At 70.5% G+C, this 25749-nt stretch carries 20 protein-coding genes; 17 read left to right on the top strand and 3 right to left on the bottom strand.

The features are described 5' to 3' along the window. The first annotated feature begins 10 nt into the window (after positions 1 to 10). The 10 genes from ACFW0G_RS22865 (at position 11) to ACFW0G_RS22820 (ending at position 12598) form a co-directional block, all read left to right on the top strand. Positions 11 to 1570, top strand: coding sequence for an AMP-binding protein (locus ACFW0G_RS22865; protein WP_378327391.1), 1560 nt, complete (start codon positions 11 to 13; stop codon positions 1568 to 1570). A gap of 36 nt (positions 1571 to 1606) precedes the next feature. Beyond that, a complete protein-coding gene (locus ACFW0G_RS22860; RefSeq protein WP_378327390.1) occupies positions 1607 to 3958 on the top strand; it encodes a condensation domain-containing protein in 2352 nt (783 codons plus the stop codon). Next, on the top strand, positions 3955 to 5019 hold the full coding sequence (gene proB, locus ACFW0G_RS22855) for a glutamate 5-kinase (protein ID WP_378327389.1): 1065 nt from the start codon (positions 3955 to 3957) through the stop codon (positions 5017 to 5019). Before ACFW0G_RS22860 ends, proB begins: the two co-directional genes overlap by 4 nt. 1 nt (position 5020) lies before the next feature. Beyond that, on the top strand, positions 5021 to 6274 hold the full coding sequence (locus ACFW0G_RS22850; RefSeq protein WP_378327388.1) for a glutamate-5-semialdehyde dehydrogenase: 1254 nt from the start codon (positions 5021 to 5023) through the stop codon (positions 6272 to 6274). Continuing rightward, positions 6274 to 7440 (top strand): pyridoxal phosphate-dependent aminotransferase, encoded by a 1167-nt coding sequence (locus tag ACFW0G_RS22845; RefSeq protein WP_378327387.1) that lies wholly within the window; start codon positions 6274 to 6276, stop codon positions 7438 to 7440. Before ACFW0G_RS22850 ends, ACFW0G_RS22845 begins: the two co-directional genes overlap by 1 nt. Before the next feature lie 4 nt (positions 7441 to 7444). Further along, complete coding sequence (locus tag ACFW0G_RS22840) at positions 7445 to 8224, top strand: LamB/YcsF family protein (RefSeq protein WP_378327386.1); 780 nt, start codon at positions 7445 to 7447, stop codon at positions 8222 to 8224. Then, positions 8221 to 8901, top strand: a complete 681-nt coding sequence (locus ACFW0G_RS22835; RefSeq protein WP_378327385.1) for an allophanate hydrolase subunit 1 — start codon at positions 8221 to 8223, stop codon at positions 8899 to 8901. Before ACFW0G_RS22840 ends, ACFW0G_RS22835 begins: the two co-directional genes overlap by 4 nt. Next, entirely contained in the window at positions 8898 to 9863 is a 966-nt protein-coding gene (locus tag ACFW0G_RS22830; RefSeq protein ID WP_378327384.1) for a biotin-dependent carboxyltransferase family protein, read from the top strand. The genes ACFW0G_RS22835 and ACFW0G_RS22830 overlap by 4 nt, the downstream gene beginning before the upstream one ends. A gap of 18 nt (positions 9864 to 9881) precedes the next feature. Then, the gene (locus ACFW0G_RS22825; protein ID WP_378327383.1) at positions 9882 to 11186 is read left to right on the top strand and encodes an MFS transporter; all 1305 of its coding nucleotides are present in this window, start codon (positions 9882 to 9884) and stop codon (positions 11184 to 11186) included. A 227-nt stretch (positions 11187 to 11413) separates the two neighbouring features. Next, positions 11414 to 12598 carry an Ig-like domain-containing protein gene (locus ACFW0G_RS22820; protein ID WP_378327382.1) on the top strand — a complete coding sequence of 395 codons (1185 nt, stop codon included), beginning with the start codon at positions 11414 to 11416 and terminating at the stop codon, positions 12596 to 12598. Between the two features lie 202 nt (positions 12599 to 12800). Here the strand turns inward: ACFW0G_RS22820 and ACFW0G_RS22815 are convergent, their stop codons facing one another. After that, complete coding sequence (locus tag ACFW0G_RS22815) at positions 12801 to 13601, bottom strand: methyltransferase domain-containing protein (RefSeq protein ID WP_378327381.1); 801 nt, start codon at positions 13599 to 13601, stop codon at positions 12801 to 12803. 72 nt (positions 13602 to 13673) lie between these two features. Here ACFW0G_RS22815 and ACFW0G_RS22810 point away from each other — a divergent pair, with 72 nt between their 5' ends. From ACFW0G_RS22810 to ACFW0G_RS22800, 3 genes are all read left to right on the top strand, one after another. Next, a complete protein-coding gene (locus ACFW0G_RS22810; RefSeq protein ID WP_378327380.1) occupies positions 13674 to 15035 on the top strand; it encodes an MFS transporter in 1362 nt (453 codons plus the stop codon). Positions 15036 to 15077: 42 nt separating this feature from the next. Beyond that, positions 15078 to 15869: a GNAT family N-acetyltransferase gene (locus ACFW0G_RS22805; protein WP_378327379.1), complete on the top strand. Its 792-nt coding sequence runs from the start codon at positions 15078 to 15080 to the stop codon at positions 15867 to 15869. A 125-nt stretch (positions 15870 to 15994) separates the two neighbouring features. Further along, a complete protein-coding gene (locus tag ACFW0G_RS22800; protein ID WP_378327378.1) occupies positions 15995 to 17944 on the top strand; it encodes an ArnT family glycosyltransferase in 1950 nt (649 codons plus the stop codon). A 3-nt stretch (positions 17945 to 17947) separates the two neighbouring features. Here the strand turns inward: ACFW0G_RS22800 and ACFW0G_RS22795 are convergent, their stop codons facing one another. Together ACFW0G_RS22795 and ACFW0G_RS22790 are read right to left on the bottom strand one after the other, a co-directional pair. Continuing rightward, positions 17948 to 18355 carry a hypothetical protein gene (locus ACFW0G_RS22795; protein ID WP_378327377.1) on the bottom strand — a complete coding sequence of 136 codons (408 nt, stop codon included), beginning with the start codon at positions 18353 to 18355 and terminating at the stop codon, positions 17948 to 17950. Next, positions 18339 to 18704, bottom strand: a complete 366-nt coding sequence (locus ACFW0G_RS22790) for a hypothetical protein (protein ID WP_378327376.1) — start codon at positions 18702 to 18704, stop codon at positions 18339 to 18341. Before ACFW0G_RS22790 ends, ACFW0G_RS22795 begins: the two co-directional genes overlap by 17 nt. A gap of 445 nt (positions 18705 to 19149) precedes the next feature. Between ACFW0G_RS22790 and lanKC the strand changes: the two genes are divergently transcribed. From lanKC to ACFW0G_RS22770, 4 genes are all read left to right on the top strand, one after another. Further along, positions 19150 to 21720 carry a class III lanthionine synthetase LanKC gene (gene lanKC, locus ACFW0G_RS22785; protein WP_378327375.1) on the top strand — a complete coding sequence of 857 codons (2571 nt, stop codon included), beginning with the start codon at positions 19150 to 19152 and terminating at the stop codon, positions 21718 to 21720. Between the two features lie 38 nt (positions 21721 to 21758). Then, complete coding sequence (locus tag ACFW0G_RS22780) at positions 21759 to 21905, top strand: SapB/AmfS family lanthipeptide (RefSeq protein WP_378327374.1); 147 nt, start codon at positions 21759 to 21761, stop codon at positions 21903 to 21905. A gap of 126 nt (positions 21906 to 22031) precedes the next feature. Then, on the top strand, positions 22032 to 23708 hold the full coding sequence (locus ACFW0G_RS22775) for an ABC transporter ATP-binding protein (RefSeq protein ID WP_378327373.1): 1677 nt from the start codon (positions 22032 to 22034) through the stop codon (positions 23706 to 23708). Between the two features lie 114 nt (positions 23709 to 23822). Continuing rightward, positions 23823 to 25595 carry an ATP-binding cassette domain-containing protein gene (locus ACFW0G_RS22770; protein WP_378327372.1) on the top strand — a complete coding sequence of 591 codons (1773 nt, stop codon included), beginning with the start codon at positions 23823 to 23825 and terminating at the stop codon, positions 25593 to 25595. Positions 25596 to 25749 lie beyond the last annotated feature (154 nt).

Genomic DNA, 25749 nt, shown 5'->3' with positions numbered 1-25749 from the left:
GCCTGCCGTTATGACAACCCGTTCCCTCTTCGACTGGTTCCACGCCTCGGCGAAGGCATACCCGGACAATGTGGCGCTGGAGGTCGGCGCCGAGACCTACACCTACCGCGAGCTGCTGGGCGCGGTGGAGCAGGTTTCGGGAGCGATGCGGGCCGCGCACGACGGCACGCTCAAGCGGATCGGGCTGCTGACCGCGCGCAGCACCCCCGGCTACATCGCCTATCTGGCGGCGCTGCGGCTCGGCGCGACCGTGGTGCCGATGAACCCGGCCAACCCGGCCGCCCGCAATCTGGGCATCACCGCCGAGGTGGGGCTGGACCTCACCATGGTCGACGACAGCGCCGGCGACGGCGCGGCGGAGTACCGGGCCAACGCCGGTGTCGACATCCTCGACCTGACCGGGGACGGCTGGAAGCGTTATCTGGAACCGGATCCCGCGCTGGTGGTCCCTGCGGTCGTGGAGCCCGATCCGGACGAGCCCGCGTACCTGATCTGCACCAGTGGCACCACCGGCCGCCCGAAGGGCGTGCCGATCACGAACGCCAACGTCTCCGGGTTCCTGTCCGAGGTGGCGAAGCGCTACCGGTTCGGGCCTGCCTCCCGTGGCGCGCAGACGTTCGAGCTGAGCTTCGACGGGCACGCGCTGGCCATGTTCGGGACGTGGGGCGGCGGTGGCGCGGTGGTCGTCGCGCAGCGCACGGACGTGCTCGCGCCGGTGAAGTTCATCAACACCCGGCGCCTCACGCACTGGATGTCCGTGCCCTCGCTGATCTGGTTCGCCAAGCGGTTGCGCGCGCTGGGCCCCGGCAGCATGCCGACGCTGGAGCTGAGTTCGTTCGGTGGCGAGGCGCTCACCGTGGAGCACGTCGAGGCGTGGACCGCGGCCGCGACGAACACCGCGGTGATCAACTGCTACGGGCCGAGCGAGTGCGCCTGCATCGTCACCGCCTACGAGGTGCCTGCCGACCCGGCCGAGCGGATCGAGACCTCGAACGGCTCGCTGCCGATAGGGGATGTCTTCCCCCGCCTGGAATACGTGCTGCTCGACGAGGATCTGCGTCCCTCGGACGACGGGGAACTCTGCGTGCGCGGCGATCAGCGGTTCCCCGGCTACCTCGACCCCGCCGACAACATCGGCCGCTTCGTGTCCATTGTGGACGATGAGGTGACGGTCTACGACGGGAGCACCCCGCTCACCCCCGCGCACTGGTACCGCACCGGGGACCGGATCCGCCGGGAGAACGGCGAACTCGTGCACCAGGGCCGCGTCGACCACCAGGTCAAGGTGCTCGGCAACCGGGTGGAACTCGGCGAGATCGAGAGTGCTCTGCGCAGGCACAGCGCGATTTCCGAGGCCGTGGTCGTCACGATTCCCGCCGCGGACGGGGAAGTCGACCTGCACGCCTTCTACCTCGGGGAGCCGCTCGCCGAGGAGGAGCTGAACGGGCTGGTCGCCGACCTGCCGCGGTACATGCGGCCGCGGGGGTTCCACCACCGCGAACAGTTCCCGATCACCGACAACGGCAAGGTCGACCGCCGTCGTCTCGTCGACGGGTTCCCCGGCCGCTGAGCCGGAATCCGGTTACCTGCGAGGAAGGGGCCAATCGTGCACACCGACGTGGAACGGGGGACCGTCACCGCCGCGGCCACGCCGACGCAAGAGGCGATGTGGTGGTTGCACCAGCGGGCGAAGAACAAGTCGGTCTACCACATCACCTGGCGGCTGGCCGCCGGCAGCGCGATCGATCCGGCCGCGCTGGCGACCGCCTGGCAGTGCGTGGTCGACCGGCACGACGTGTTGCGAACTTCGCTGTCGAGGCCGGGCGACGACGTCCTGCTGCGGGTCCGGCCCGCGTTGCCTGCCCCGGTGCGCCGGGTCGAAGTGGACGATCCCGGCGACGTGGACAAGGACGTACTGCTGCGGCTGATCGCGGAGGAGGCGCAGCAACAACCGATGGCGCTCGAACACGCGCCGCTGGCGAGGCTCGCCGCCGTCCGCGTCGCTGACCGGCACGAACTGGTGCTTACGGTCCACCACCTGATCCTCGACGGCTGGGGACTGCAACTGGTGATGGAAGATCTGTCGACCGCCTACGCCGCCGCGGTCGCCGGCCGGGAGCCGGAGTTCGCCACCGAACCGGAGCCGTTCCACCACTACGCGACCGGCCAGCGGGAGACGGCCACGAGCACGCGGTGGGCGGACGACGTCGAGTACTGGCGGGACAGGCTGGCGGGCGCGTCCGCCACCACCGTGGCCGCCACCACCGACGCCGAGTTCGTGCCCGGCGCGCCCGGCGTGGTGTTCCGCCACACCTTCAGCGAAGCGGCCACGGCAGGGATCGCGGCGCTCACGACAAGCACGTTCGCCACCCCCTTCGCGGTTTTCCAGGCCGCGATGCACATCGTGCTCGCCCGAGGGGGCGCCGGGCCGGACGTCACGATCGGCACCGAAATGGCCAACCGGATGACGCCGCGCGAGCAGGGGCTCGTCGGTTATCTCGCCAATCTGTGCCTTTCCCGGGCGCACGTGGCCGACACCGACCGCGTGCTCGACGTCGTGACCGCCGCCCGTGACGACGCCTGGGCGATGCTCACGCACCAGTCCGCGCCCTATCCGTTCGTGTTCGGCGCGCTGCCCGGGGAAACCCGGCGCACGCTGACCGACGACTGCCCGGTGGGGCTGAGCCATCTCGGGCCGATCGGCACCGGGCTCGGGCTCGGCGACGTCGGGCTGACCCTGCTGCCCAGCCCGAACCGGGCGGCCAGAGCGGATTTTTCGATCTCCACCTGGGAAGCCGACGGCACGTACCACGCGGAAGTCGAGTACAACACGGGCCGCTACGACCAGGCGACCGCCGAGGCACTGCTCACCGATCTGGACGCCGTGCTGGCGGCCGACCCGGACCAGCTGGTGGGCAGCGTCCAGGTGCGTACCCGCGCCACCCCGGCACGGACCGGTCACGCGCCCGAGACCGCCGCCCCCGCGGGGCACCCCGAGTCGGCCGCCTGGCGGCACGTGGACGCGGTGTGGTCGGACCTGCTCGGCGCGCCGCCCGAGGGGTCCGATGTGGACTTCTTCGCCGCGGGTGGGAATTCGCTGCTCCTGCTGAGGCTCAGCGCCGCGCTGGAGGCGGCCACCGGGGTGGTCGTCGACGCGGTGGAATGGCTCGCTGAGCCGACCCCGCGCGCGTTGGTGTCCCTCTTGGCGGGGAACGAGGACGAGCCGGGCGACGGCACCACCACGACCACGGTCGTGCTGCGCGAGGGCACCGGCCCGCACCTGCACCTGGTGCCCGGGGCGGGCGGCAGCCCGAGCGACTTCCGGGCGATCGTCGAGGCGCTCCCCGCGCAGTGGCGGGTGACGGCTTCCCGGGAGCAGGAACCCGCGACGAGCGTGCGGGACATGGCGCGACGTTTCGCGGCGGACCTGGCAGCGGAGGGAATCGAGCCGGACCTGCTCGGCGGCTGGTCGATGGGCGGGCTGGTGGCCTACGAGATGGCTCGCGAGGCGCCGAAACCGTTGGTGCTGCTGGATTCTCCGCCACCTGGGGGGTATCCGCCCACCGCGGAGGACGAGCTGTTCGACACCTTCGCGGCGGCGTTCACCACGGGCCTGCCGGTAGTGGCAGGCGAGCCCGCGTTCCGCGTCCGGGTGCTCGCCGCCTGGCTGGCGGCGATCGGACAGCCGATCCCCGCCGACGCGCTGGAAGAGCGATGGCGCGCCTACACCAGGCACGCCCGGATGGGCGAGGCCTACGCCAGCGCGGCGGAGCTGCCGGTCGCGGCACTGATCGTCGGCGCGGACCTGCGGGCGAGCGAGTGCGAGGAATGGGCGGGCCGGTTCCGCGGGCCGAGCGTGCTGACGGTCGACACCGACCACCATGGAGTGCTGCGGGACGCGGCCGCGTGGGAAGTGGCCGTGGCGATCGCCGGATTCGGCCTGCGGGACGCGGCGTGAACACCGGCAGCCGGGTCGTGCTGAAGATCGGCACCAGTTCCCTGATCACCGACGGTCGCGTGGATCCCCAGCGCGTCGACCGGCTTTGCACGGCGATCCAGCGTGGCATCGCAGCCGGTCTGGCGCCGGTGCTGGTGGCCTCGGGCGCGATCGCCGTCGGCCGCACCGCGTATCCCGAAGTGGCGTCCTCCGTCGAGGACGTCGCCCAGCAGGTGGCCGCCGCACTGGGGCAGGGCGTGCTCTACCCGGCGTTGCGCGAGCGTTTCGCCGCCAGTGGCCTGACGACGGGCCAGGTGCTGCTCACCCCGCACGACCTGATCGAGCCGGGCCGGGGCGCGCGGGTGCGGGCGCTGCTCGACGAGATGCACGGGCACGGTTTCCTGCCGGTCGTCAACGAGAACGACGCGCTCGGCGTTCGCAACAACGACGTCCTCGCCGCGCTGCTCGCGGGGTTCCTCCGCGCGGAGCTCCTCCTGCTGCTGACCAACGTGCCCGGTCTCTACGACGGCAACCCGATGCTGGGCGCGACCGCGCGCCGGATCGGCCACGTGCCCTCGCTGACTCCGGAACTCGAAGCCCTGGCAGGGGATTCGCTGGGCGACGGGGGCACCGGCGGCATGCGGATGAAGCTGGCCGCGTGCTGGATCGCCACCTACGCGGGGGTTCGCACCGTCATCGCCGACACCGCCGATCCCGCCGTCCTCATCGACGCTCACCGCGGTGTCGCGGTGGGCACGGACTTCGCGCCGCGCCCGATCCGCGGCACTCCGCCGTCGGCCGGCCGGTTGTGGCGTGCTTTCCGGACTCCGCCGAGGGGCGCGATCACCTGCGGCCCGGCCGGGCAGCTGGCCATCGAACACCGGCAACCGTTGCGGCGGGTGCAGATCACCACCGCGCGCGGCCGGTTCCGCGCGGGCGACGTCGTGGACCTGAGGGGTCCGGACCAGCGCCTGCTCGCCCGCGGCGGCATCCGGTTCGCCGCGGACACCGTCGAGTTCGGCTGTGCGCCGGGCACCGCACTGCTCGCCGGTTCCGACTACGTACGCATCGGAGAGGACTGAAATGACCGTGCTGGATCAGTGCCGGGACGCGGTCGCGGCCTCGGCCGTGATCACGCAGCTGACCACGGAGAAGAAGAACGCGCTGCTGCGGGACATGGTGACGGCCATCGAAACGCGGCTGGGCACGATCATCGAGGCCAACGCCGAGGACGTCGCCGCGGCGAAAGCGGCGGGCACCTCGGCCACGCTGGTGGACCGGCTGACCCTGACCGAGCGGCGGGCGGCCGGGCTGACCGCCGCCATCCGGACGATCATCGACCTGCCCGATCCGTCGGGCCGGGTGGTGGAGGGCTGGACCCGGCCGAACGGCCTGCGCATCGAACGGGTGCTGGAACCGCTGGGCGTCGTCGCGGTGATCTACGAGGCCCGCCCGAACGTCACGGCCGAGGTGGCCGCGCTGTGCCTGAAATCGGGGAACTGCGCCGTGCTGCGCGGATCTTCGACGGCGATGCACACCAACCGCGCCATCATGGCGGCGCTGGACGTCGCGATCGCCGCGCACCCCGGCGTCCCGGCCGCGGCCGTGCAGCTGATCGACGACCCTTCGCGGGAAGCCGCGCTGGAACTGATGCGCGCCAAGGGTTACGTCGACCTGCTGGTGCCGAGGGGCGGCCCGGACCTCATCGCCTCGGTGGAACGGAACGCGACCGTGCCGACGGTGATCGACGGCGCGGGCAACTGCCACCTCTACGTCGACGCCTCCGCGCGGCGGGAGATGGCCACCGAGGTGACGGTCAACGCGAAGACGTCCCGGCCGAGCGTGTGCAACGCGATCGAAACCCTGCTGGTGCACGAGGATCTGGTGGCGGACTGGCTGCCCCGGGCACTGGACGAGCTGGCCGCGGCCGGCGTCGAGATCCGCGGCTGCGCCAAGGTGTGCGAGGCGTGGCCGAAGGCGGTGGCCGCCACTGCCGAGGACTGGGCGACCGAGTACCTGGACCTCGTGCTCGCGGTCCGGGTGGTGTCCGATGTGGACGGAGCGATCGCGCACATCCGGGAGTACGGCACCGGGAACGCGGAAGGCATTGTCGCCCAGGACATCGCGGTGGCGAACCGGTTCGCCCGCGAGGTCGATTCCGGCAGCGTGTTCGTCAACGCCTCGCCCCGCTATTCCGACGGCGGCGAGTTCGGCTACGGCGTCGAAATCGGGGTCTCCACACAGAAACTGCACTCGCGGGGCCCGATGGGCCTGACCGCGCTGACGACCGCGAAGAACGTGGTCTGGGGAACCGGACAGACGAGGAAGGTGGCCTGATGGACGGCATGAGCCCGCTGCGGCCCAGCGCGTTGGTGGAGACGGTCGACCAGGCGATCTCCATCAAGTACAACAACCTGGTCTACGACCTCGAAGCGACCGGCCACGACATCATCACGCTGTCGCTCGGCGAGTCGTTCTTCGACGTGCCCGCACCGGATTTCGGCGATTTCGAGCCGGGAGAACTGCACCACTACTCGCATTCCCGTGGCCTGCCGGAACTGCGCAGGCGGCTGGCCAAGTACTACGGGGACGAGTTCGGCCTTCCCGTCGATCCCGACCACGAAATCCTGATCACCGCGGGCTCCAAGGTGGCGATCTACCTGGCGTTGCTGGCGACCGTGGAACCCGGCGACGAGGTCGTGGTGCTCGAACCGTCCTGGCTGAGCTATCCCACGCAGGTCTGGCTCTGCGGCGGTGTGCCGGTCTCGGTGCCACACGACGTCGGCGTCTTCGAGCTGGACAGGTACGTGACCAGCCGGACCCGGGCGATCATCGTCAACAACCCGAACAATCCGAGCGGTCGCGTCTACACGGCGGCCGAACTGGGCTTTTTGCACGAACTGGCCGAACGGCACGGTCTGCTGCTGGTGGTGGACGAGGCGTACAACGAATTCGTGCCGCCCGGCACCCGGTTCGTCACCTGTGGTGCCGCCGACCCTGACAAGCAGCACACGCTGACAATCAATTCGATGTCCAAGAACTACGGCATTTCCGGGTGGCGGGTCGGTTACGTCATCGCGCACCGCACCCTGATCGAGCAGATCCTGAAGGTCAACCAGCACCTGATCACCTGCGCGCCGACGCCGTTGACGCGCTACCTCGCCGAGCACTTCGACACGCTCATCGAGCGCACCAGGCCACAGATCCAGGACGTCGTCGCGACGCGGAACGAGGTGGCGGGCTGGCTGGCCGAACGGGGAATCGAGGTGCTGCCCGGCTCGGCGACGTTCTACCTGTTCGCGTCGCTGGGAAATTCGACGCTGGGATCGGACGCCTTCGCCGAGCGCCTGCTGCGGGAGTCCGGGGTCAGCGTGGTGCCCGGAATCGCGTACGGGGAATCCTGCGATCACTACATCCGCATCTCGGTCGGCACCGAAACACCCGAGCGGATCCGGCGCGGCATCGACGCGATCGCCCGGCTCATCGAAAACACCGGCGGATAAGACGGTGCGGGTCGACCTGGTCGCGGACCTCGGTGAAGGTTTCGGCGCCTACCGGATGGGCGACGACGCGGAATTGCTCGACATCGTCTCTTCCGCGAACGTCGCCTGTGGCTTCCACGCCGGCGACCCGCGCCTGATGGAGGAGACGGTGGCCGCGTGCGCCCGCCGGGGGATCGGGGTCGGCGCGCATCCCGGGTTCCCGGATCTGGCGGGTTTCGGCAGGCGCGCCATGGAACTCACCCCGCGCGAGGTGCGGACCGACGTGCTCTACCAGCTCGGCGCGCTGGGTGCGTTCGCCAGGGCGTGCCGCATCCGGCTGCGACACGTGACCCCGCACGGCAGGCTCGGCAACCTGGCGATGACCGAGCGGCCGTACGCGGAAGCCGTTGTCGACGCGGTGGCCGCCTACGACCGTTCGCTGGCCGTGGTCACCCAGGACGGCGTGCTCGCCGAAGCCGCGGGCCGGGCGGGGCTGGCGGTCGCGATCCTCATGCTGGCCGACCGCGCCTACCGCGACGACGGCACGCTGGTGCCGCGCCGGGAACCGGGCGCGGTCATCACCGATCCCGCCGAGGTGGCCACCAGAGTGGTGCGGGCGGTCACCGGCGGCGTGGTGCGCACCGTCACCGGCCGGGACCTCCCGATCACGTGCGACACCGTGCTGGTGCACGGCGACACTCCGGGCGCGGTCGAACTCGCGCGCGGGGTCCGTGCCGCGCTGCACCAGGCCGGAGTACGCATCGCCCCGCTCGCGGACGTGCTGACGAACCGGGGCGCGCGATGAAGCTCGACATCAAGCCTTACGGTGACTCGGCACTGCTGGTCCGGCCCGGCGAAGGATCGGCGTGGCACACCGTGCAGAGTCTCGCCGACGCCCTCGACGCCTCCGGCGTGACCGGGCTGTGTGATCTGGTCGCGACCTACGACAGCCTGCTCGTCGCGTTCGACTGCGTGCGTACTGGGCACCACGAGCTGGCGAACCGGATCCGTTGTCTTGCGGACACGCTGGAAAACCCTGATGTGCCAAGGGTTTTCCAGCGCTTCGAGATCCCGGTCGGCTACGGCGGCGAGCACGGTCCCGATCTCGCGGACGTCGCCGGGGAACTCGGGCTGAGCGAGGACGAAGTGGCGCGGCTGCACAGCGGTGCCGAGTGGGTGGTGCGGTTCCTCGGCGCCCCGGCGGGCGCGCCGATGCTCGACGGCTCACCGTTTCCCGGCCGGGTGAGCCGCCGCTCGCGTCCACGGACGACGGTGCCCGCCGGGTCGGTGGCCGTCTCCGGCACGCAAGCGGTGATCTACCCGGTGGTTTCGCCAGGCGGCTGGCGGCTGATCGGCCGGACACCGCTGCGGCTCGTGGATCCCGCTCGGGACCCCATGACGCCGTACCGGCCGGGTGACCGGTTCCGTTTCGTGCCGATCCCCGCCGCGGGCTGGCCGGATGCCTCGGGCCGGCCGCGATGATCCGGGTGCGGCGAGCCGGACTCGCCGGCGTCACCGATCTGGGCAGGCCCGGCCTGGCCAGACAGGGCATCCCGGCGGGTGGCGCCGCCGACCAGTACTCGGCGGCGGTGGCCAACATCCTGGTGGGCAACGCGGAAAACGCGCCGCTGATCGAAGTGACGGCGTCGGATTTCGCGTTCACCACGGATCAGGCAGCGTTTCTGGCGGTGACCGGAGCGCCGGTGACTGTCACCGCGGGCGGGTCCGTCCGCCGAACCTGGGATCCCCTGTGCGTCGGCGCGGACGAGCCGGTGGAACTGACTGGACTCAGCGGCGGTCTGCGAGCCTACGTCGCGGTCAACGGCGACTGGCGCGTCGATCGGACGCTCGGCAGTTGCGCCGCCGCGCCGGAACTCGGGGTACGCACCTGGCTGCGCGCGGGCGCGACGATCGACGTGCGCGACGGCTACCGCCCCGACCGCCATCCCGTCTTCGTACTCGGCGCCCACCGGCCTCGATTTCCCGACCCGCTCGCCATCGACATCACCGCGGGCCCGGACGCGGACGAGTCGGTGGCGGCGGCCCTGACCACGGCCACCTATGTGGTCAAGTCCGAAAGCGACGACGTCGGCGTCCGGTTGGACGGCCCGGCGCCGTCCGGGGTCGCCCGGACCGATCTGTTGTCCAAAGGGGTGCCCGCGGGCGCGGTCGAACTGCCGCCGGGGGACGAACTGCTGGTGTTGCGCCGCTCCCATCCGATCACCGCGGGCTATGCGGTGATCGCGGTCGTGACCCGGGCGGGGCTGTCCACATTGGGCCAGGCGAGGCCGGGGCATCGGCTGCGGTTCCGGCTCCGCACGCTCGAGGAAGCGGTCGCGGACCGTCGGCGGCAACGTCAAGCACTCGACGACCTGACCCGCCGGGCACACACCGCGTTCACCAGCGTCGGCGTCCCGGTCCGGGCCGCTCGAAGGACCAGCTGAAGAGGGAAGGGAGCGGTCATGACGAAACCGGCACAAGCGGAGGTGGTCGTCCCTTCCGCCGATCCCAGCACGCGGAACACCGCCGTGCTGGTGGTCTTCACCGCGGCCACCAACCTCGCCGACGGCGTGCTCAAGGTGGCGCTACCGCTGATCGCCACCTCGCTGACCACTTCACCGGCGTTGATCTCCGGGGTGCTGACCACCCTGATGCTGCCGTGGTTGTTCACGGCGTTGCACGTCGGTGTCCTGGTCGACCGCGGGGACCGGCGGAAACTGTTGTGGCTGGCCAACGCCGTCCGGGTCGCGGTGGTGGGCGGTTTCCTCGTCGCGGTGACGGCGGGCGCGCTGAACCTGGTGATGATCTACACCGGCGGCGTGATCCTCGGAGTCGCCGAAGTGATCGCGCTGACCTCCGCGGCCGCGCTGCTGCCCTCGGTGGTGTCCGGGCCGAAACGGGAACGAGCGAACTCCTGGCTGACCGGTTCGGAAACGGTCTGCAACGAATTCATCGGGCCGTTCCTCGGCGGTCTGCTGGTGGCGGCGGGAACCGGAATCGTGCTGGGCGCCACCGCGATCACCTACGCGATCACCGCGGCCACACTGATCTTCCTGGTCGGCCGGTTCCGGGCGGCCAGGGCCACCGGCCCCGGCGACGTCGAGGCGGCGCGGCCCGCGATCCACGCGCAGATCGCCGAGGGCCTGCGGTATCTGTGGGAACAACGGGTCCTGCGCGTGATGACCCTGCTGGTCGCCGTGCTCAACGCGTTGTGGGGAGCCTGGCTGGCGTTGATGCCGTTGTACGCCACCACGTCCATGGGCGTGAGCACTGCCGCGTACGGCCTGCTGGTGGGCGCGCTGGGTGTCGGCGGAACCTGCGGAGCGGTGCTGGTGGCCCCCGCCAACCGGTTCTTCGGACGGCGGCGGGTGATGTTCGCCAACATCTTCCTGACCGGTGCCATGGTCGCCTTCCCCGCGATCAGCACGAACGTCGGAGTGGTGGCGGTCGGTGCGTTCCTCGGCGGGCTGGGCGGCGGGCTGTGGGTGGTCAACGCCCGGACCGTCAGCCAGACGCTGGTCGACGAGTCGATGATGGGCCGGTACAGCGCCGTCGCCCGGTTGTTCGGGTGGGGTTCGGTGCCGCTCGGCGGCTTCGGTGCCGGGTTGCTGGCGGAGTGGGCGGGGGTCAGGGTCGCGTTCGCCGTGTTCACGCTGCTCGCGCTGACCGTCGTCGTCCCCTTCCTCCGGGTCTATTCCCGGCCGGTGGCCGCCGAGATGGAGACACGGATTTCCACGGGCGCGGAGCCAGCGGTTCCCCGGGCCTGAGGCAGGTCCACGTGGGCCTGTGCCCTTTGGAGGGTGAAGTGTGCACTTGCGCCTCTGGACATCTCCGGCGCGCCGGGTTCGTGTCTACTGTGGACACAGTGCGTGATCCACCGGCGGGGCATGGTCGCTCTGCGTGGAAATCCGGCCGTGAAGATAACTGGTCGACAAACTTCCGGCGATCGCACAACGCAAACGGGGGCAGGGACGTCTGAACTGTCGTGAAGAGGATGCGAATCGCGGGTCTGGGTGCGCTGGCGCTGCTGCTGACGGCGTGCGGCGGGCAGACCGAGGTGGTCGGGGTGGCGCAGTCGGCGCCGAACGTGGTGCCGGCGGCGAAGGTCGCGGTCGTCAGTCAAGGGAGCGATCAGCTGAGCCCGCGCTCGCCGATCGTGATCAAGGCGAGCGACGGCACCCTGCAGTCGGTGACGGTCACGAACCCGCAGACGGGCAATACGGTCAAGGGCGACTTTTCCGCCGACAAGATCACCTGGACCAGCGACGACCAGCTCCGCTACGGGGCCACGTACCAGGTCGTCGCCACCGCGGTGAACAAGGAGGGCAAGCCTGTCGAGCAGCGGAGCGAGGTGCACACGCTCACGCCGAAGGGGGTCGTGACGCCCACGCTCCTGCAGCCGGCGTCCGACGGCACGTTCGGTGTCGGGCTGGTCATCGGCGTCAAGTTCGACCGCGACGTCCCGGACAAGGCCGCCGTCGAGAAGTCCCTCAAGGTCACCTCCTCGCCCGAGCAGGGCGGTAGCTGGTACTGGGTCAACAAGCGCGAGGCGCACTTCCGGCCGCAGTCGTACTGGAAGGCCGGCTCCACGGTGAAGCTGGAGTCCACGACGTTCGGCCAGGACATCAGCGGCGGCGTCTACGGCGGCCCGGACATCTCGGCGACGTACAAGGTGCATGACTCCTGGATCGCCAAGGCGGACGGCAACACCCACCAGATGCAGGCCTTCCACAACGGCGAGCTGGTCAAGACCGCGCCGATCAGCATGGGCAAGACCGACAACACGCCGCCGCGTGGGCCGACGCCGACGTTCAACGGGACACACACCGTGCTCGGCAAGCAGGCCCACATGATCATGGACTCGTGCACCTACGGCGTGTGCGAGGGCCAGCCGGGTTACTACAAGGCGCCCGAGAACTGGGACGTGCAGATCTCCGGCGACGGCGAGTACCTGCACGAGAACCTGGCGACGGTGAGCGTGCAGGGCAGCCAGAACGTCTCCAACGGCTGCCTGAACATGAACACCGAGAACGCCAAGTGGTTCTTCGACAACTTCAACGTCGGTGACGTCGTCGAGGTGACCAACTCCGGCGGCCCGCAGCTGAACATCAACAACGGGCACGGCGACTGGGCCATCGACTGGAGTGCCTGGCAGGCGGGCAGCGCCCTGCACGGCTGACCCGCACCCACCCGCAGCATCCGGAACGTGCTGGATCCCGACATCGGGATCCAGCACGTTTTTTTGTGCCGCGGTCCCAGCCGGGGTCAGCTGCTGGCCGACGGGTGCCGAGGGACGCCCTCGGTGCGCTCGACGCACCGAGGGACGCCCTCGTCGCACCCAGCGCACCCGGGGCGTCCCTCGGCACTCGCCCCGCCCCGAATCAGACGCGGCAGAGGATCTCGCCGTGTGGGATGGCGAAGAAGCCGTCCGGATGCGCGGCCCATTCCGTCCAGGCGGCGGAAATGTCCTCCAATTCGCCGCGGGTGGCGTGGCCGCCTTCGACCGCTTGTTCCGCGATGCGGGAATCGAGGATCCGGTCCGCCCACATGCCGCCCCACCACGCCCGCTCGGCCGGGGTGGAATGCGACCAGATGGACGCGCCGGGCGTGACGTCGGTGGCGCCCGCGGCGTGCGCCCAGGCCAGCAGGCGGCGTCCGGCGTCCGGTTCCGCACCGTTGGCGTACGAGACGGCGCGGTACACCTCGCGCCAGCGCTCCAGCCGGGGATCGGCGGGCCACCACATCGCGCCCGAATAGTCCGTGTCGCGGGCCGCGACGACGCCGCCGGGCTTGGCGACGCGCAGCATTTCCCGCAACGCGGCCACGGGATCGGTGAGGTGCAACAGAACCTGGTGCGCGTGCACGACGTCGAACGTGTCGTCGGCCGCGTCGAGGTGGTTGATGTCGCCCAGAACGAATTCGACGTTCTCCCCATCGGCGTTGGCGCGGGCCTGTTCGAGGATCGCTTCGGAGATGTCAAGGCCGACGACGTGACCAGGGGCGACCAGCCGGGCGAAGTCGACGGTGATCGTGCCGGGGCCGCAGCCGATGTCGAGCAGGGTGTGGCCGGGACGTAGCTCCGGGGCCAGGTACGCGGCCGAGTTCGTGACCGTTCGCCAGTGCTGGGACCGTACGACGCTCTCCGCGTGGCCCTGGCCGTAAGCGCGATCCGCTGTCGTCATGCTCTCGACGGTAGAACCAGCGTCCCATATAGTGCAACGATTATCCCAGAAAGTGGACAGGAGGGGCAGGCGATGGCGGACGGGGCAGGCACGGTGACGATCGCGGCGCGGATGGATCGCCTGCCGATCACCCGGCAGCACCGGCTCGCGACTGTCGCGATCGGACTCGGATTGTTCTTCGACATGTACGAGATCTTCCTGGCCGGAGTGCTGGGAACGGTGCTGCAGAAGGAAATGCAGCTCGGCAAGGACGCGCTCGCGCTGCTGCTCGCCTCGGCCTTCCTCGGCATGTTCCTCGGCGCGATCGGCATGGGCCTGCTCGCCGACCGGCTCGGGCGCCGTCGCGCGTTCATGCTCAGCCTCGGCGTCTATTCGGTGTTCTCGTTGCTCGGAGCGTTCAGCACCGGGCCGGTGATGCTGGTGATCACGCGGTTCCTCGCGGGCATCGGAATCGGGGCGGAACCGCCTGTTTCGGACACCTACCTCGGTGATCTCCTGCCGCCGAAACACCGCGGCCGGTACACCGCGTGGGCGTACACGCTGTCGTTCCTCGCCGTCCCGCTCTGCGGTTTTCTCGCGCGCTGGCTGGTCCCCGCCGCGCCGCTCGGTATCGCGGGCTGGCGCTGGATGTTCGTCTTCGGCGCGCTCGGCGCGGTCGTCGTCTTCCTGCTCCGATCCGGCCTGCCGGAGTCCCCGAGGTGGCTGGAATCGGTGGGGCGCAAGGAAGAAGCCGAGGCGGTGGTCGCGCGCTTCGAGGCGGACGCCCGCGCGGCGCACGCGGAACTTCCGGAACCGGCCGCCGAAACCGCGGTGCCCGCCGAGTCTGCGGGCGTCGGCGCGTTGTTCGTCCCGCCCTACCGGCGCCGCACGGTGATGATGACCGTGTTCCACCTGCTGCAGAGTTTCGGCTACTACGGCTTCGGCACGCTGGCCCCGATCGTGTTGGTGGCCAAGGGTTTCCCGATCGTCCAGTCGCTGCTGTTCAGCGCGCTGACCTTCCTCGGCTACCCGGTCGGCGCGGCGCTTTCGCTGCCGATCGTCGAGCGCGTGGAGCGGAAGTACCTGGTGATCGGGACGGCGATCGCGATGGCGGCGTTCGGCCTCGCCTTCGGGCTGGCCACCGCGACCTGGATGATCCTGGTCTTCGGCTTCGGCTACACCGTGCTGAGCAACGTCTTCTCGAACGCTTTCCACATCTACCAGGCGGAAATCTTCCCGACGGCGGTGCGGGGCACGGCCACCAGCGGCACCTACTCGCTGTCGCGGATCTCCAGCGGCGCGCTCCCGTTCGTCCTGTTGCCGCTGCTGCACGACGCCGGTGCGGGCACGTTGTTCACCGTCGTCGCGGCGGCGATGGTGCTGGTGGCGCTGAACGTCGCGCTGCTGGGCCCGCGCACCACCGGGCGCAGGCTGGAAACAGTCAACGCGACATAAACCGGTTGGCCGCGCCGGGCAATCCATGATCGGCTGGGGCACATGGCCCCGACTTCCCTGCTCGACCGGATGGAACGCAACCTCGCCGAGCACGCCTGCTACCTGCACCCGGCCCTGCCCGGTGCCCGTGTCACCCGGGCCGAAGACCTGCTGATCGCCGACAGCGGCATCGACGACGACACCTTCAACCTCGTCGCCGCCGCGCGTTTCGCCCCCGAAACGGCTGACGCCCGCATCGCCGAGACGGTGTCCGCGCTGCGCGCGACCGGGCGCTCCTTCTCGTGGTGGGTCGGGCCGACGTCGGCGCCGGATGACCTGTCGGAGCGGCTGCGGGCGGCGGGGCTGGCCGAGTCGGAGTCCGAGACCGCGATGTGGGCGGATCTGGCCGCAGTCCCGGTCGGAAAACCCGTCGAGGGGCTGGACATCCGCCCGGTGACGCGGCCGGGCGAACTCGCCGCGTTCGCCGCGATCCTGGCGGCGAACTGGGAACCGCCCGCGCCGGGCGTCGTCGAGTTCTACCGTGGCGTCGCGGGCCGGGCGCTCGCGCCGGACAGTCCGGGACGGCTGCTGATCGGGTACCACCAAGGAAATCCGGTCTGCGCCGCCGAGGTGGTGCTGCACGCGGACGTCGCCGGGATCTACAACATCGCGACGCTCGCCGCGTACCGGCGGCGGGGCTTCGGCGGCGCGATCACGCTCGCCGCCCTGCACACCGCTCGCGCGGCCGGTTTCGACATCGCGGTGTTGCAGGCGTCGGAGGACGGTGAAGCGGTCTACCGGAAGCTCAGTTTCGAGGACTGCGGGCGGTTCACCGAATTCGCCGTCATGCCCTGAACTCCACCCTCGGGTGGAGCCGCTTCTCGACCCCCGCCGCGCCGGAATCCATCCCCGGCTTGACGATCTCGCGCCCGCTCCGGCCTTAGCTTTCTCCTCGTCGGTGGGGAGAAACGGGGCGGGTCATGGCGGTGGTGGAGACGGCGGACGTGCGGCAGGTGGTCCGCGGGGAAGGGATCGTGCTGGGGGTGATCCTGCTCCTCGCGCTGGTGCTGTGGGGATGGGCACCGGCCGGCCACACGCTGCAGCCGTACTACGTCGCCGCCGTGCACTCGATGTCCCAGAACGTGTCGACGTTCTTCTTCGGCGGGTTCGACCCGGCCGGGGTCGTCACGGTCGACAAGCCGCCGCTGGCGTTCTGGACCCAGACGGTCGGGGTCTGGGCGTTCGGCTTCCACCCGTGGGTGATCGCCGGGGTCCAAGCGCTGGAAGGGGTCGGGGCGGTGCTCGCCCTGAACCGGGTCGTACGCCGTTGGGCAGGTCCGTACACCGCGTTGCTCGCTGCCGCGCTCTACGCGTTGACACCGATCGTGACCGCGGTGGGCAGGGACAATCTGCCGGACACACTGCTCACGCTCCTCCTGGTGATCGGCGCGTACTTCCTTACTCGCGCGATCGAAGAGACGAGTACGCGCTGGCTCGTGCTCGCCGGGGTGTTCGCCGGGCTCGGTTTCCTGACGAAGATGCTCGTGGCGTGGATCGTGCTGCCCGCGTTCGCGGTGGCGTACTTCGTCGGCGCGGGAGAGTCGCGCGGCAGGCGTCTCGCCAAGATCGGGCTCGCCGGGCTCGTGACGCTCGCGGTGTCGTTGTCGTGGCCGGTGCTGGTCGGCGTGTGGCCGGGTGCGAAGCCGTTCGTCGGCAGCACCACCGACGGCTCCGTCTGGCAATTGGTCTTCGGGTACAACGGCCTCGCCCGGCTTTTCGGCGACGGGGGCGGGATCAGCGGGGCCTACGGCAGCGCGATCGGTGCAGACCTCGGTGGGGCACCGGGACCGCTGCGCCTGGTCAACGCCGAACTCGGTGGGCAGATCGCCTGGCTGCTGCCGCTCGCGCTGGCCGCGCTCGTGGTCGCCGCGTTCCGGGCGCGTGGCGCGACACGGCGAGTGCGCGCGGGCTGGACTCTCTGGGGCGGCTGGCTCCTTGTCGGCGCGGCGGTGTTCTCCTTCACCGGCGGCATCTTCCACGGCTACTACACCGCCGAACTCGCTCCCGCGATCGCCGCGTTGGCGGCCGCCGGGCTGACGACGGCCTGGCGGTGGCATCGCGAAGGCGGACGCGCCCGGTTCGTCCTGCCAGCCGCTGTCGCGGGGACGGCCTTGACCGCGTACGTGCTTCTCGACCGCACACCAACGTGGCTGCCCTGGCTGCGCTACACCGTCCTCGCGTTGGGTGCGCTCGCGGTGATCAGTGCTCTCGTCCGTGAGCGCCGCGCACGAGTCGTAGCGGTGATCGCCGGACTGCCGGCGATCGTGGCCGGTCCCGCCGCGTACGCCGTGGAAACCGCCGCGCGGCCGATCACCGTGCTGGAAGCGGGAGATCCGACGGCGGGGCCCGCGGGGACAGCCGTACTGGGCAGTATGCGGACCTTGGTCCCCGCAAAGGATTCTTCGGACATCGAGACCGCGTTCCTGCGGTTCATCGACGATGCCACCCGGCTCGGCCCCGGACAGGCGCAGATCCTGGACTACGCGCGTGCCCAGGCGCCGGCGGCGCGGATCACCATGGCCGTCGAGGGCGGCAGTTATGGTGCGGACCCGTTCTTGCTGCACACGGACGCGCGAGTGGCGCCACTCGGCGGATATCTCGGCTTCGATCCGGCGCCGACGGTTATGCAATTGCGGCAATGGGTCGACAGCGCACAATTGCGATTCGTTCTGCTGCCGCAGGCTTACGTCGACCTCGGGCGGCGGATGAAAGGCGCGCAGCCGTCCTCGGGCGGTGCCGGGGACAACGGCACGGCGGCGATCGGACAGCGGATCGGCTGGCTCACGAAGGCCTGCGTCCCGGTCCCGGCACAGCGCATCGGACCCGACGCGGCGGGATCCGGAATCCTGTTCGACTGCGTGCGGCGCTAACGGTCAACTGCCGACGCGGGCGGGCGCGGCACGACGCAGCCAGTACAGCCCGATCACCGGCAGCACCAACGGGATGAACAGGTAACCCTGTCCGTACACCGACCACACGGTGGCCTGGGGGAACGCGGCGCGGTCGAAGATGCTCAGCGTCCCGATGACCAGCACGCCGAGCAGTTCGACGGTGCAGGCGGCCGTCGCCACCCACCGCCAGCGGTCGCCCTTCGCCAGCGCGATCGTGGCGACCACGTAGACCACCGCCGCGAACGCCGACAGCGTGTAGGCCAGCGGCGCCTCGTGGAACTTGGTGCCGATCTGCACCCCGGCACGCGAGGTGGCGGCGAGCGCGAAGATCGCGTACACCGCGACCAGGACCCGGCCGGGGCCGGTGGCCGTACTACGCACTCGCGCCATGCCACACCTCGATCAGTCGCAACACCATCACCGGGACGGCCAGGCTGGCGATGCCCAGCACCACCGTGCTCGACCGGCTGCGCTCGGCCAGCGCCCACGCGGCGCCGACCGGCAGCACCAGCAGGCAGCCGATCAGGTAGGCGAGGTAGGTGGCGAGGCTGCCGGGGTGTTCGCCACTCGCCAGCTGCACGACGCCGATCACCAGCTGGGCCACCAGGAGGACTTCGACGACCGCGAGCGCGCCGAGCAGCGGGCGGTCCGGGAGCCGGTTGCGCGCGGACTGGACGAAGGCGGCCAGCGCGGTCAGCAGCGCGCACACCGCGACCGTCACCGAGAATCCGACGATCACCCTTTCCTCCTTCCGGCCTATCGGGCTACAACGTACCCGTCGGCATTGCCGGTTCCGCCGCGCCGGTGCGCGCGGGTGTCGCCCGCCACGTGTTCGCATTTCGTGAGAAGCGCCGTGTTCGCCCTGCACGAGGGCATCGGGTGAATAAATCACAAAATGGAGTTGATGGCATTCTGCCAATTCGACGTGGCATTCTTGAGGTCCCCGATCGGACCAGCGGGGACGCTGAAAAAACCTTCGCGTTACACCACAAACGGGTGGTTGGAAGCGCCGGTGGAATTACGCTGGGTTCCTGTACTCGGCGGTAGGCGTTACTTTTGCCTAGCCTGATCAGCCCAGTTGAACCCCCGGGTTGGAGGATTGGCCCAGAGGCGTCCGGCATGGGGGAATATCCCAGTCCCGGCGTCGCGGGGTGCGTCGGGCGAACGTATGGAGGGGCTGTTCCATGGATGTCCGGTACGAAGCGTTCTGCTTCGCCGATCCGCTGTTCTTCGACGAACAACGAGAAACCGGATCATCCGACGACGATTTCGCGCGGCTGCTGCCGCTGCCGGCCGGCGGCTGGAGCGAGCGACGGCACGGTGTGTGGCGTATCCTGCACCCGGATGGTCTGAAACTTCCCCCACAGGGCTGGAAAATCCACGTTTCCGCTGGTCTGGACAATGCGACCCGGGTGCTGGCCCGGGTGCACGAGTACTGTGTCGGCCGCCGGATCTCCTACAAGCATCTTCGCTCGCGGATGATCCTGCTCGCCCAGAATGCCAAATACGCGCCGCGGTCCGGCAGTGGAAAGTTGATCACCATTTACCCGGACGGCGATAACCAACTGAAACGTGTTCTCGATGAGCTGTCGGCCGAACTCGCCGGTGAGACGGGTGCCTATATTCTCAGCGATCTCCGTTATGGGGCGGGACCGCTGTACGTCCGCTATGGCGGATTCGCCGAACAGTGGGTCGAGCACGGCGGCAAGCGGGTGCCCGCGATCCGCAAGCCCGACGGGACGTTGATACCGGATGAGCGCACGCCCACCTTCTCTGTCCCTGATTGGGTGAAGATTCCCCCCTGTTTGGCCGAGAGCGCCGCTGACCGTGGGAAAGGGGATCCCGACCAGTTCCCCTACCGGGTGACCAGCTCCTTGCATTTCTCCAATGGCGGCGGGGTCTACCTGGCCAACCGCAAGGCCGATGGCGAGCAGGTGGTGCTCAAGGAGGCCAGGCCGCACGCCGGTCTCGACGAGGTGGGCGCCGACGCGGTCGCGCGGCTGGAGCGGGAGAAGGCCGTCCTCGACCGGCTCGCCGGCATTCCCGGCATCCCGCGTGTCCACGAAAAGTTCACCGTCTGGGAGCACCACTACCTGGCGATGGAGTACATGCCGGGAGTTTCGCTGGGCAAGTGGCTGGCCGCCAACTACCCGCTCACCCGCTGCGACCCCGGCGAGGACGACTTCGCCGCCTACACCACCCGCGCCCTCGGGCTGCTGGACCAGGTGGAGCGGACGGTGCAGGCCGTGCACGAGCGCGGGGTCCTCTTCGGCGATCTGCACGCGCTGAACATCCTGGTCTCGGACGACGACACCGCGGCGCTGATCGACTTCGAGCTGGCCGCGGATCTGACGACCGCCAAGCGGACGGCGCTGGGCGCCCCCGGCTTCCGCGCCCCCGCCGACCGCGTCGGCGCCGAGATCGACGAGTACGCGCTGGCCGCGATCAAGCTGTGGCTCTTCCTTCCGCTGGTCCAGCTGCTGGCACTCTCGCCGTCGAAGTTGCGGGGCTACCTCGACTTCATCCAGCGCCGCTTCCCGCTGCCCGAGGGGTACGTCGACGCGTGCTACGCCACGCTCGTGCGACGCCGCGAGGTGGAACCGGGCACGCCGGTGAGCGCGCACACGGCGCTGGACGAGCCGGAGCCCGACTGGGTGCTGGTCCGCAAGCAGATCTCCGAAGCGATACTGGCGAGCGCCACCCCGGACCGTACCGACCGGTTGTTCCCCGGGGACATCGACCAGTTCCGGCCCGGCGGCGGCGCGTGTTTCGGCGTCGGTGCGGCCGGCGTGCTGCACGCGCTCGACGTCGCGGGTGCCGGCCGGTATCCCGAACACGAGCAGTGGCTGATCGACGCGGTTCGTCGCGACCGCCCGACGCGTCCCGGTTTCTTCGACGGTTCGTACGGCGTGGCCTACGTGCTGGAGAACCTCGGACACCGTGAGGTGGCCGACGAGCTGCTCCGTGCCTCCGCCGCGCTGGTCGAGCAGACCGCCGACCACGGGATCGAGCGCGGTCTCGCCGGGATCGGCCTCACCCAGCTGCACTTCGCGCTCGAACGCAAGGACAACGAGTTCGGACGGCAGGCGCTGCAGACCGCCGTCCGGCTGGCCGACGCGCTCGAGACCGCCGATCCGCCGGGCAAGTTCGCCAGGGCCGGCCTGCTGTCCGGCTGGTCGGGGCCGGCGTTGCTGTTCATCCGGTTGTTCGAGCGCACCGGCGAGCGGGCCTGGCTGTCGTTCGCCGACCAGGCACTGCGCCGCGACCTCGAAGAGTGCGAACCGACCCTCGACGGGTCGTTGCAGGTCCGGGACGGCACGGCCAGGACACTGCCCTACGTCGGCATCGGCAGCGCCGGCATCCTGATGGTCGCCGAGCAGCTCGCGCGGCACGAGCCGGACGCGGCCGCCTGCGAGAACCTGCCCGGTCTCCGTGAGGCGTGCCGCGGCGAGTTCGTCATCTACCCGGGGCTTTGCTACGGCCGGAGTGGCCTGATCGCCGCACTGGCCTGCGACCCGGAACCCGATCAGCGGACCCGCGACGCCGTCGACCGGCATCTGGCGCGGCTGGCCTGGCACGCGATCCCGTTCAAGGGCGGGCTGGCGTTCCCCGGAAACCAGCTGCTGCGGCTCTCGATGGACGTCAACACCGGCGGTGCGGGGATTCTGCTCGCGCTGTCGGCCGTACTGGACGGCACTCCCGTCCTGCCGTTCCTCGGCAGGACGCCGTCCCCTCAGACCTCCGGTCGTGCCTGACCGGTGGAGCAGGAAAAAACGAAAGGAAGAGGGACACCATGGAATTCGTTCTTCAGCTGCAGTCGCTCGAGGCTCCCGAGGCGATGGAAGGCCACGGTGGGGGCGGCAGCAACCTGAGCCTGCTGACCCACTGCAGCCACAGCGCGCTCAGCCTGCTGACCTGCGAGGTCGACGCCTCGGAGTAAGGCGCGATGGCAGCACGAATGATGTGAGGTGCGGGAGCGGCACAGGCCAAGTGCGCCGCTCCCGCACCTTCATTCTGCAGTTTGCGCCCGTTCTTGGGGACTCCGGCCACTGTCTTAGGGGGTGGGATGACGCGATCGGCTGATCGGTTGCTGGCCGCGTTGGCTCATCGTGACCGCGCCAGGCTCGCCCTGGTCGTGTGCGGGGCCCTGATCGGTACCGCCGCGGGGCTCGCCCTTCCGGGCGCGCTGGCGGCCGCTGTCGACGCCGTCGTCGCGGGCGACCGCAGCTGGCCGGAGGTCACCTGGCTGCTCCTGCTCGGCGCCGCCCAGCTCACCACCGATGTCCTGAGCGGGATGCTCGTCGGCCGGATCACGGCGTCCGCGACGGCGTGGCTGCGCCGCCGCCTCGCCGATCGGCTCCTGGAACTGGGCACGCGCTCGCCGTTCGCCGACGGGGACGCCGTCAGCAGGCTCGCCGGGGACTGCACCAGCGCGGGCGCTCTCGTGCCGGTCGTGGTGCAGTTCGGTTCGGGGACGCTGCTTTCCGCGGGTGCGGTGGTACTGCTCGCGCTGCTCGACTGGCGGCTCGCCCTCGTCTTCCTCGGCAGTATCCCGTTCGCGGTGCTGCTCGCGCGTGTCCACCTGCGACACAGCGCCGAGAACGTCCTCGCCTACCAGCGGGTGTCCGGTGAACTCGGCGCGCGCATGCTCGACGCGGTCGCCGGGCTGCGGACGATCGCCGCCGCCGGGATCGCCGATCGCGAGGCCGAACGGGTCCTGCGGCCGTTGCCGCGGCTGAACCTGGCCGGGCGCGGTATCTGGCGGACCCAGGCCAAGATGGTCTGGCGGGCCGCGTTGCTGCTGCCGGCGGTGGAGATCGTCGTGCTCGCCGCGGCCGGGTTCGGGGTCATGGAGAAGCGGCTGAGCGTGGGCGACATGCTGGCCGTGCTGGGCTATGTCGCACTCGGGCTGGGCATTCTCGCGCAGATCCCGATGCTCACCACGCTTTCCCGGGCCCGGTCGAGCGCGGAGCGGCTGACCGAGGTGCTCGACGAGCCGGTGCCCGAATCCGGGAAGCTCGGGCTGCTGCCAGGGCAGGGCCGGATCGAGCTGCGGCACGTGACCGTGCGGGGCGCGCTGGAGGAGGTCGACCTTGCCGTCGCGGCGGGGACGTTCCTGGCAGTGGTCGGCCGGTCCGGCGCGGGCAAGTCGGCGCTGACCGGCGTGCTCGGCGGGCTGGTGCGACCGGACGAGGGCGCCGTGCTGCTCGACGGACGCCCGCTGGCACTGCTGCGGCCCGAGGAACTGCGCGCGGTCGTCGGGTACGCCTTCGAACGGCCGGCCCTGCTGGGCGAAACGGTGGCGGACGCGGTGGGCTACGGCTCGTGGGCGGGGGAGGGCGCGATCCGTGCCGCGTGCCGGACCGCGCAGGTCGACGACGTCGTGGTCCGGCTGCCGCAGGGGTATCGGACACCGCTCGACGAGACGCCGTTGTCCGGTGGGGAGCGGCAGCGGCTCGGCCTGGCCAGGGCGATCGTGCACAACCCGAGGGTGCTGATCCTGGACGACGCGACCGCGAGCCTGGACACCGTGACGGAGCTGGCGGTCGAGGACGCGATGGCCTCGGCGCTGCCGGGCCGGACCCGGATCGTCGTGACGCACCGCGCGAGCACGGCCTCGCGGGCGGATCTGGTGCTGTGGCTGGAGGACGGCCGGATCCGCGCGGTGGCACCGCATACCGCGTTGTGGCGGGAGCCGGGCTATCGAGGGGTTTTCACCGAGGAGATGGAAGAGGCAACGTGACCATCCGATCGGGTGCGGGTGTCCCGCGGGTTGTGGAGGCGGCACCGTGAACGCACCATTGCGAGGCTTCGTTCGCGTTGCCCACCAGGTGCCCGGCGAAGCGCGGGTCGGCTCGTGAGTATCCGGCGGCTGTACCGGTCCGTGCTGCGGGAGCAATGGCGCGGCGGTGTCGTGCTGCTGGGCTGTTCGGTGCTGGAAGGGGTGCCGGCGTTCTTCTCCGGCAGGCTGGTCGAGCTTGCGGTGGACCGCGGGTTCGGAGTGGGCAGGGCCGGGATAGGGCTGCTGTGGCTCGGGCTGTTCGGGGTGGTGGCGCTGCTCGGCGCGTTCGGCTCGCGGCTGGTGTGGCGGCAGCTGGGTAAGGTCGTCGAGCCGTTGCGGGACGCGCTGGTGCGGGCTGTCGTCCGGGGCGTTCTGCACGATCCGTCGCCGCCGCGCAACAGCGCCGACGCGAGTGGCGTCGCGCGGATCACCCAGCACGTCGAGGTCGTGCGCGACGCGACCGGCGGGTTGCTGGTGCAGGCGCGCGGGATGGTGGTGACCACGGTCGCCGCGCTCGCCGGCCTGGTCACCGTGGCGGGGGCGCTGATGCTCCCGGTCGCGGCGCCGGTGCTGGTGGCGGTGACGGTGTTCGCCTGTCTGCTGCCGTCGCTGGCGCGGCGGCAGCGGGCGCTGGCGCTGGCGGACGAGCACGCGGCCGCGACGGTCGGCGCGGTGCTTTCGGGCATGCGGGACGTCGTCGCGTGTGGTGCGGAACCCCTTGCCGCGCTGACGATCGACGAAGCGGTCGACGCGCAGGCCCGCGCGGCAACGCGAGTCGCGCAGGCCGGGGCGCTCCGGGCCGCGGTGATCGGGCTGGGCGCGTTCCTGCCGCTGGTGCTGGCGTTGCTGCTGGCGCCGGGCCTGGTCCAGCGCGGAACGTTGACCGCGGGCGCGGCGCTGGGCGCGCTGGTGTACCTGGCGACCACGATGGAGCCGGCGCTGCGTGGCCTGGCGTCGACGGCGACCACGGTCGTGCTGCGGCTGATGGTCGCGTTGCGCCGCCTCGCGGAGACCGCGGAGGTGCCCGAACCGGTCGACGGGCACGCGCGGCCGCGGGGGCTCGACGTGCACGTGCGGGACCTGACGTTCGGATGGGGCGCGGCGGCGGAACCGGTCGTGCGGGACCTGGACCTCGATCTCGGGCTCGGCGCGCATCTGGCGGTGGTCGGCCCGAGCGGTATCGGCAAGTCGACATTGTCCGGGCTGCTGACGGGGTTGCTCGAACCGCAGGCGGGTCAGGTGCTGCTGGGCGGCGTCCCGGTGCGCGAGGTCCCCGCGGAGCTGCGGCACCAGCTGGTGGCGCTGATCCCGCAGGAGGCATACGTCTTCGCCGGGACGGTGCGGGACAACCTCGGCCTGTTCAGCGCGTCGGCCACGGACGCGCAGCTGCTCGCCTCGGCGGACGCCGTCGGGGCAGGGGAACTGGTGCGACGGCTCGGCGGGCTGGACGGCGAACTCGGGCACGGCGAGATCTCCGCGGGCCAGGCACAGCTGATCGCGCTGGCGCGCGTCTACGCGAGCCCGGCGAGGATCGTCGTGCTGGACGAGGCGACTTCCCATCTCGACCCGGTCGCGGAGGCGCGGGCGGAACGCGCCTTCGCCGCGCGGGGCGGGATCCTGGTCGTGATCGCGCACCGGCTTTCCTCGGCCATGCGGGCGGAACGCGTCCTGGTGATGGACGGCCGCGAAACCGCGCTGGGCTCGCACGAGGAACTGCTGACCCGCTCCCCGCGCTACGCCGAGTTGATGCGCGCGTGGGCGCCGACCCCCGTACCCCGGCACGCCAAGGCGGGTCTCACACCCCGGGTGCCCCTGACCGTCCCCGCCGACCACCACCCTCCACAGTAGACTCATCCCGGGTTTGCCGTGGCCACACTGCTCCCCGGACATCCCCCTCCCTCCCTTGGCAGGGTTCCGGCAAAGTCTTTTGGGGTTGGTTGCAGGGCGGGCACGGCTCTTGTTGATCATGTGAGTGTCTAGGTCCCATGATCGTGTGAGAGAG

It is taken from the genome of Amycolatopsis sp. NPDC058986, assembly GCF_042741125.1.
In the GTDB taxonomy this organism is placed as follows: domain Bacteria; phylum Actinomycetota; class Actinomycetes; order Mycobacteriales; family Pseudonocardiaceae; genus Amycolatopsis.
Note: the sequence above shows the minus strand (reverse complement) of the source record. Positions and strands in the feature narration are given on the sequence as shown.

What these genes read in the sequence shown, in the direction of transcription:
- ACFW0G_RS22845 (WP_378327387.1), top strand. Translation starts at nt 6,274, where the DNA reads ATGGACGGCATGAGCCCGCTGCGGCCCAGCGCGTTGGTGGAGACGGTC.
- ACFW0G_RS22815 (WP_378327381.1), bottom strand. Translation starts at nt 13,601, where the DNA reads ATGACGACAGCGGATCGCGCTTACGGCCAGGGCCACGCGGAGAGCGTC.
- ACFW0G_RS22825 (WP_378327383.1), top strand. Translation starts at nt 9,882, where the DNA reads ATGACGAAACCGGCACAAGCGGAGGTGGTCGTCCCTTCCGCCGATCCC.
- ACFW0G_RS22830 (WP_378327384.1), top strand. Translation starts at nt 8,898, where the DNA reads ATGATCCGGGTGCGGCGAGCCGGACTCGCCGGCGTCACCGATCTGGGC.
- ACFW0G_RS22780 (WP_378327374.1), top strand. Translation starts at nt 21,759, where the DNA reads ATGGAATTCGTTCTTCAGCTGCAGTCGCTCGAGGCTCCCGAGGCGATG.
- ACFW0G_RS22805 (WP_378327379.1), top strand. Translation starts at nt 15,078, where the DNA reads ATGGCCCCGACTTCCCTGCTCGACCGGATGGAACGCAACCTCGCCGAG.
- ACFW0G_RS22800 (WP_378327378.1), top strand. Translation starts at nt 15,995, where the DNA reads ATGGCGGTGGTGGAGACGGCGGACGTGCGGCAGGTGGTCCGCGGGGAA.
- ACFW0G_RS22850 (WP_378327388.1), top strand. Translation starts at nt 5,021, where the DNA reads ATGACCGTGCTGGATCAGTGCCGGGACGCGGTCGCGGCCTCGGCCGTG.
- ACFW0G_RS22775 (WP_378327373.1), top strand. Translation starts at nt 22,032, where the DNA reads ATGACGCGATCGGCTGATCGGTTGCTGGCCGCGTTGGCTCATCGTGAC.
- ACFW0G_RS22835 (WP_378327385.1), top strand. Translation starts at nt 8,221, where the DNA reads ATGAAGCTCGACATCAAGCCTTACGGTGACTCGGCACTGCTGGTCCGG.
- ACFW0G_RS22865 (WP_378327391.1), top strand. Translation starts at nt 11, where the DNA reads ATGACAACCCGTTCCCTCTTCGACTGGTTCCACGCCTCGGCGAAGGCA.
- lanKC (WP_378327375.1), top strand. Translation starts at nt 19,150, where the DNA reads ATGGATGTCCGGTACGAAGCGTTCTGCTTCGCCGATCCGCTGTTCTTC.
- ACFW0G_RS22820 (WP_378327382.1), top strand. Translation starts at nt 11,414, where the DNA reads ATGCGAATCGCGGGTCTGGGTGCGCTGGCGCTGCTGCTGACGGCGTGC.
- ACFW0G_RS22795 (WP_378327377.1), bottom strand. Translation starts at nt 18,355, where the DNA reads ATGGCGCGAGTGCGTAGTACGGCCACCGGCCCCGGCCGGGTCCTGGTC.
- ACFW0G_RS22810 (WP_378327380.1), top strand. Translation starts at nt 13,674, where the DNA reads ATGGCGGACGGGGCAGGCACGGTGACGATCGCGGCGCGGATGGATCGC.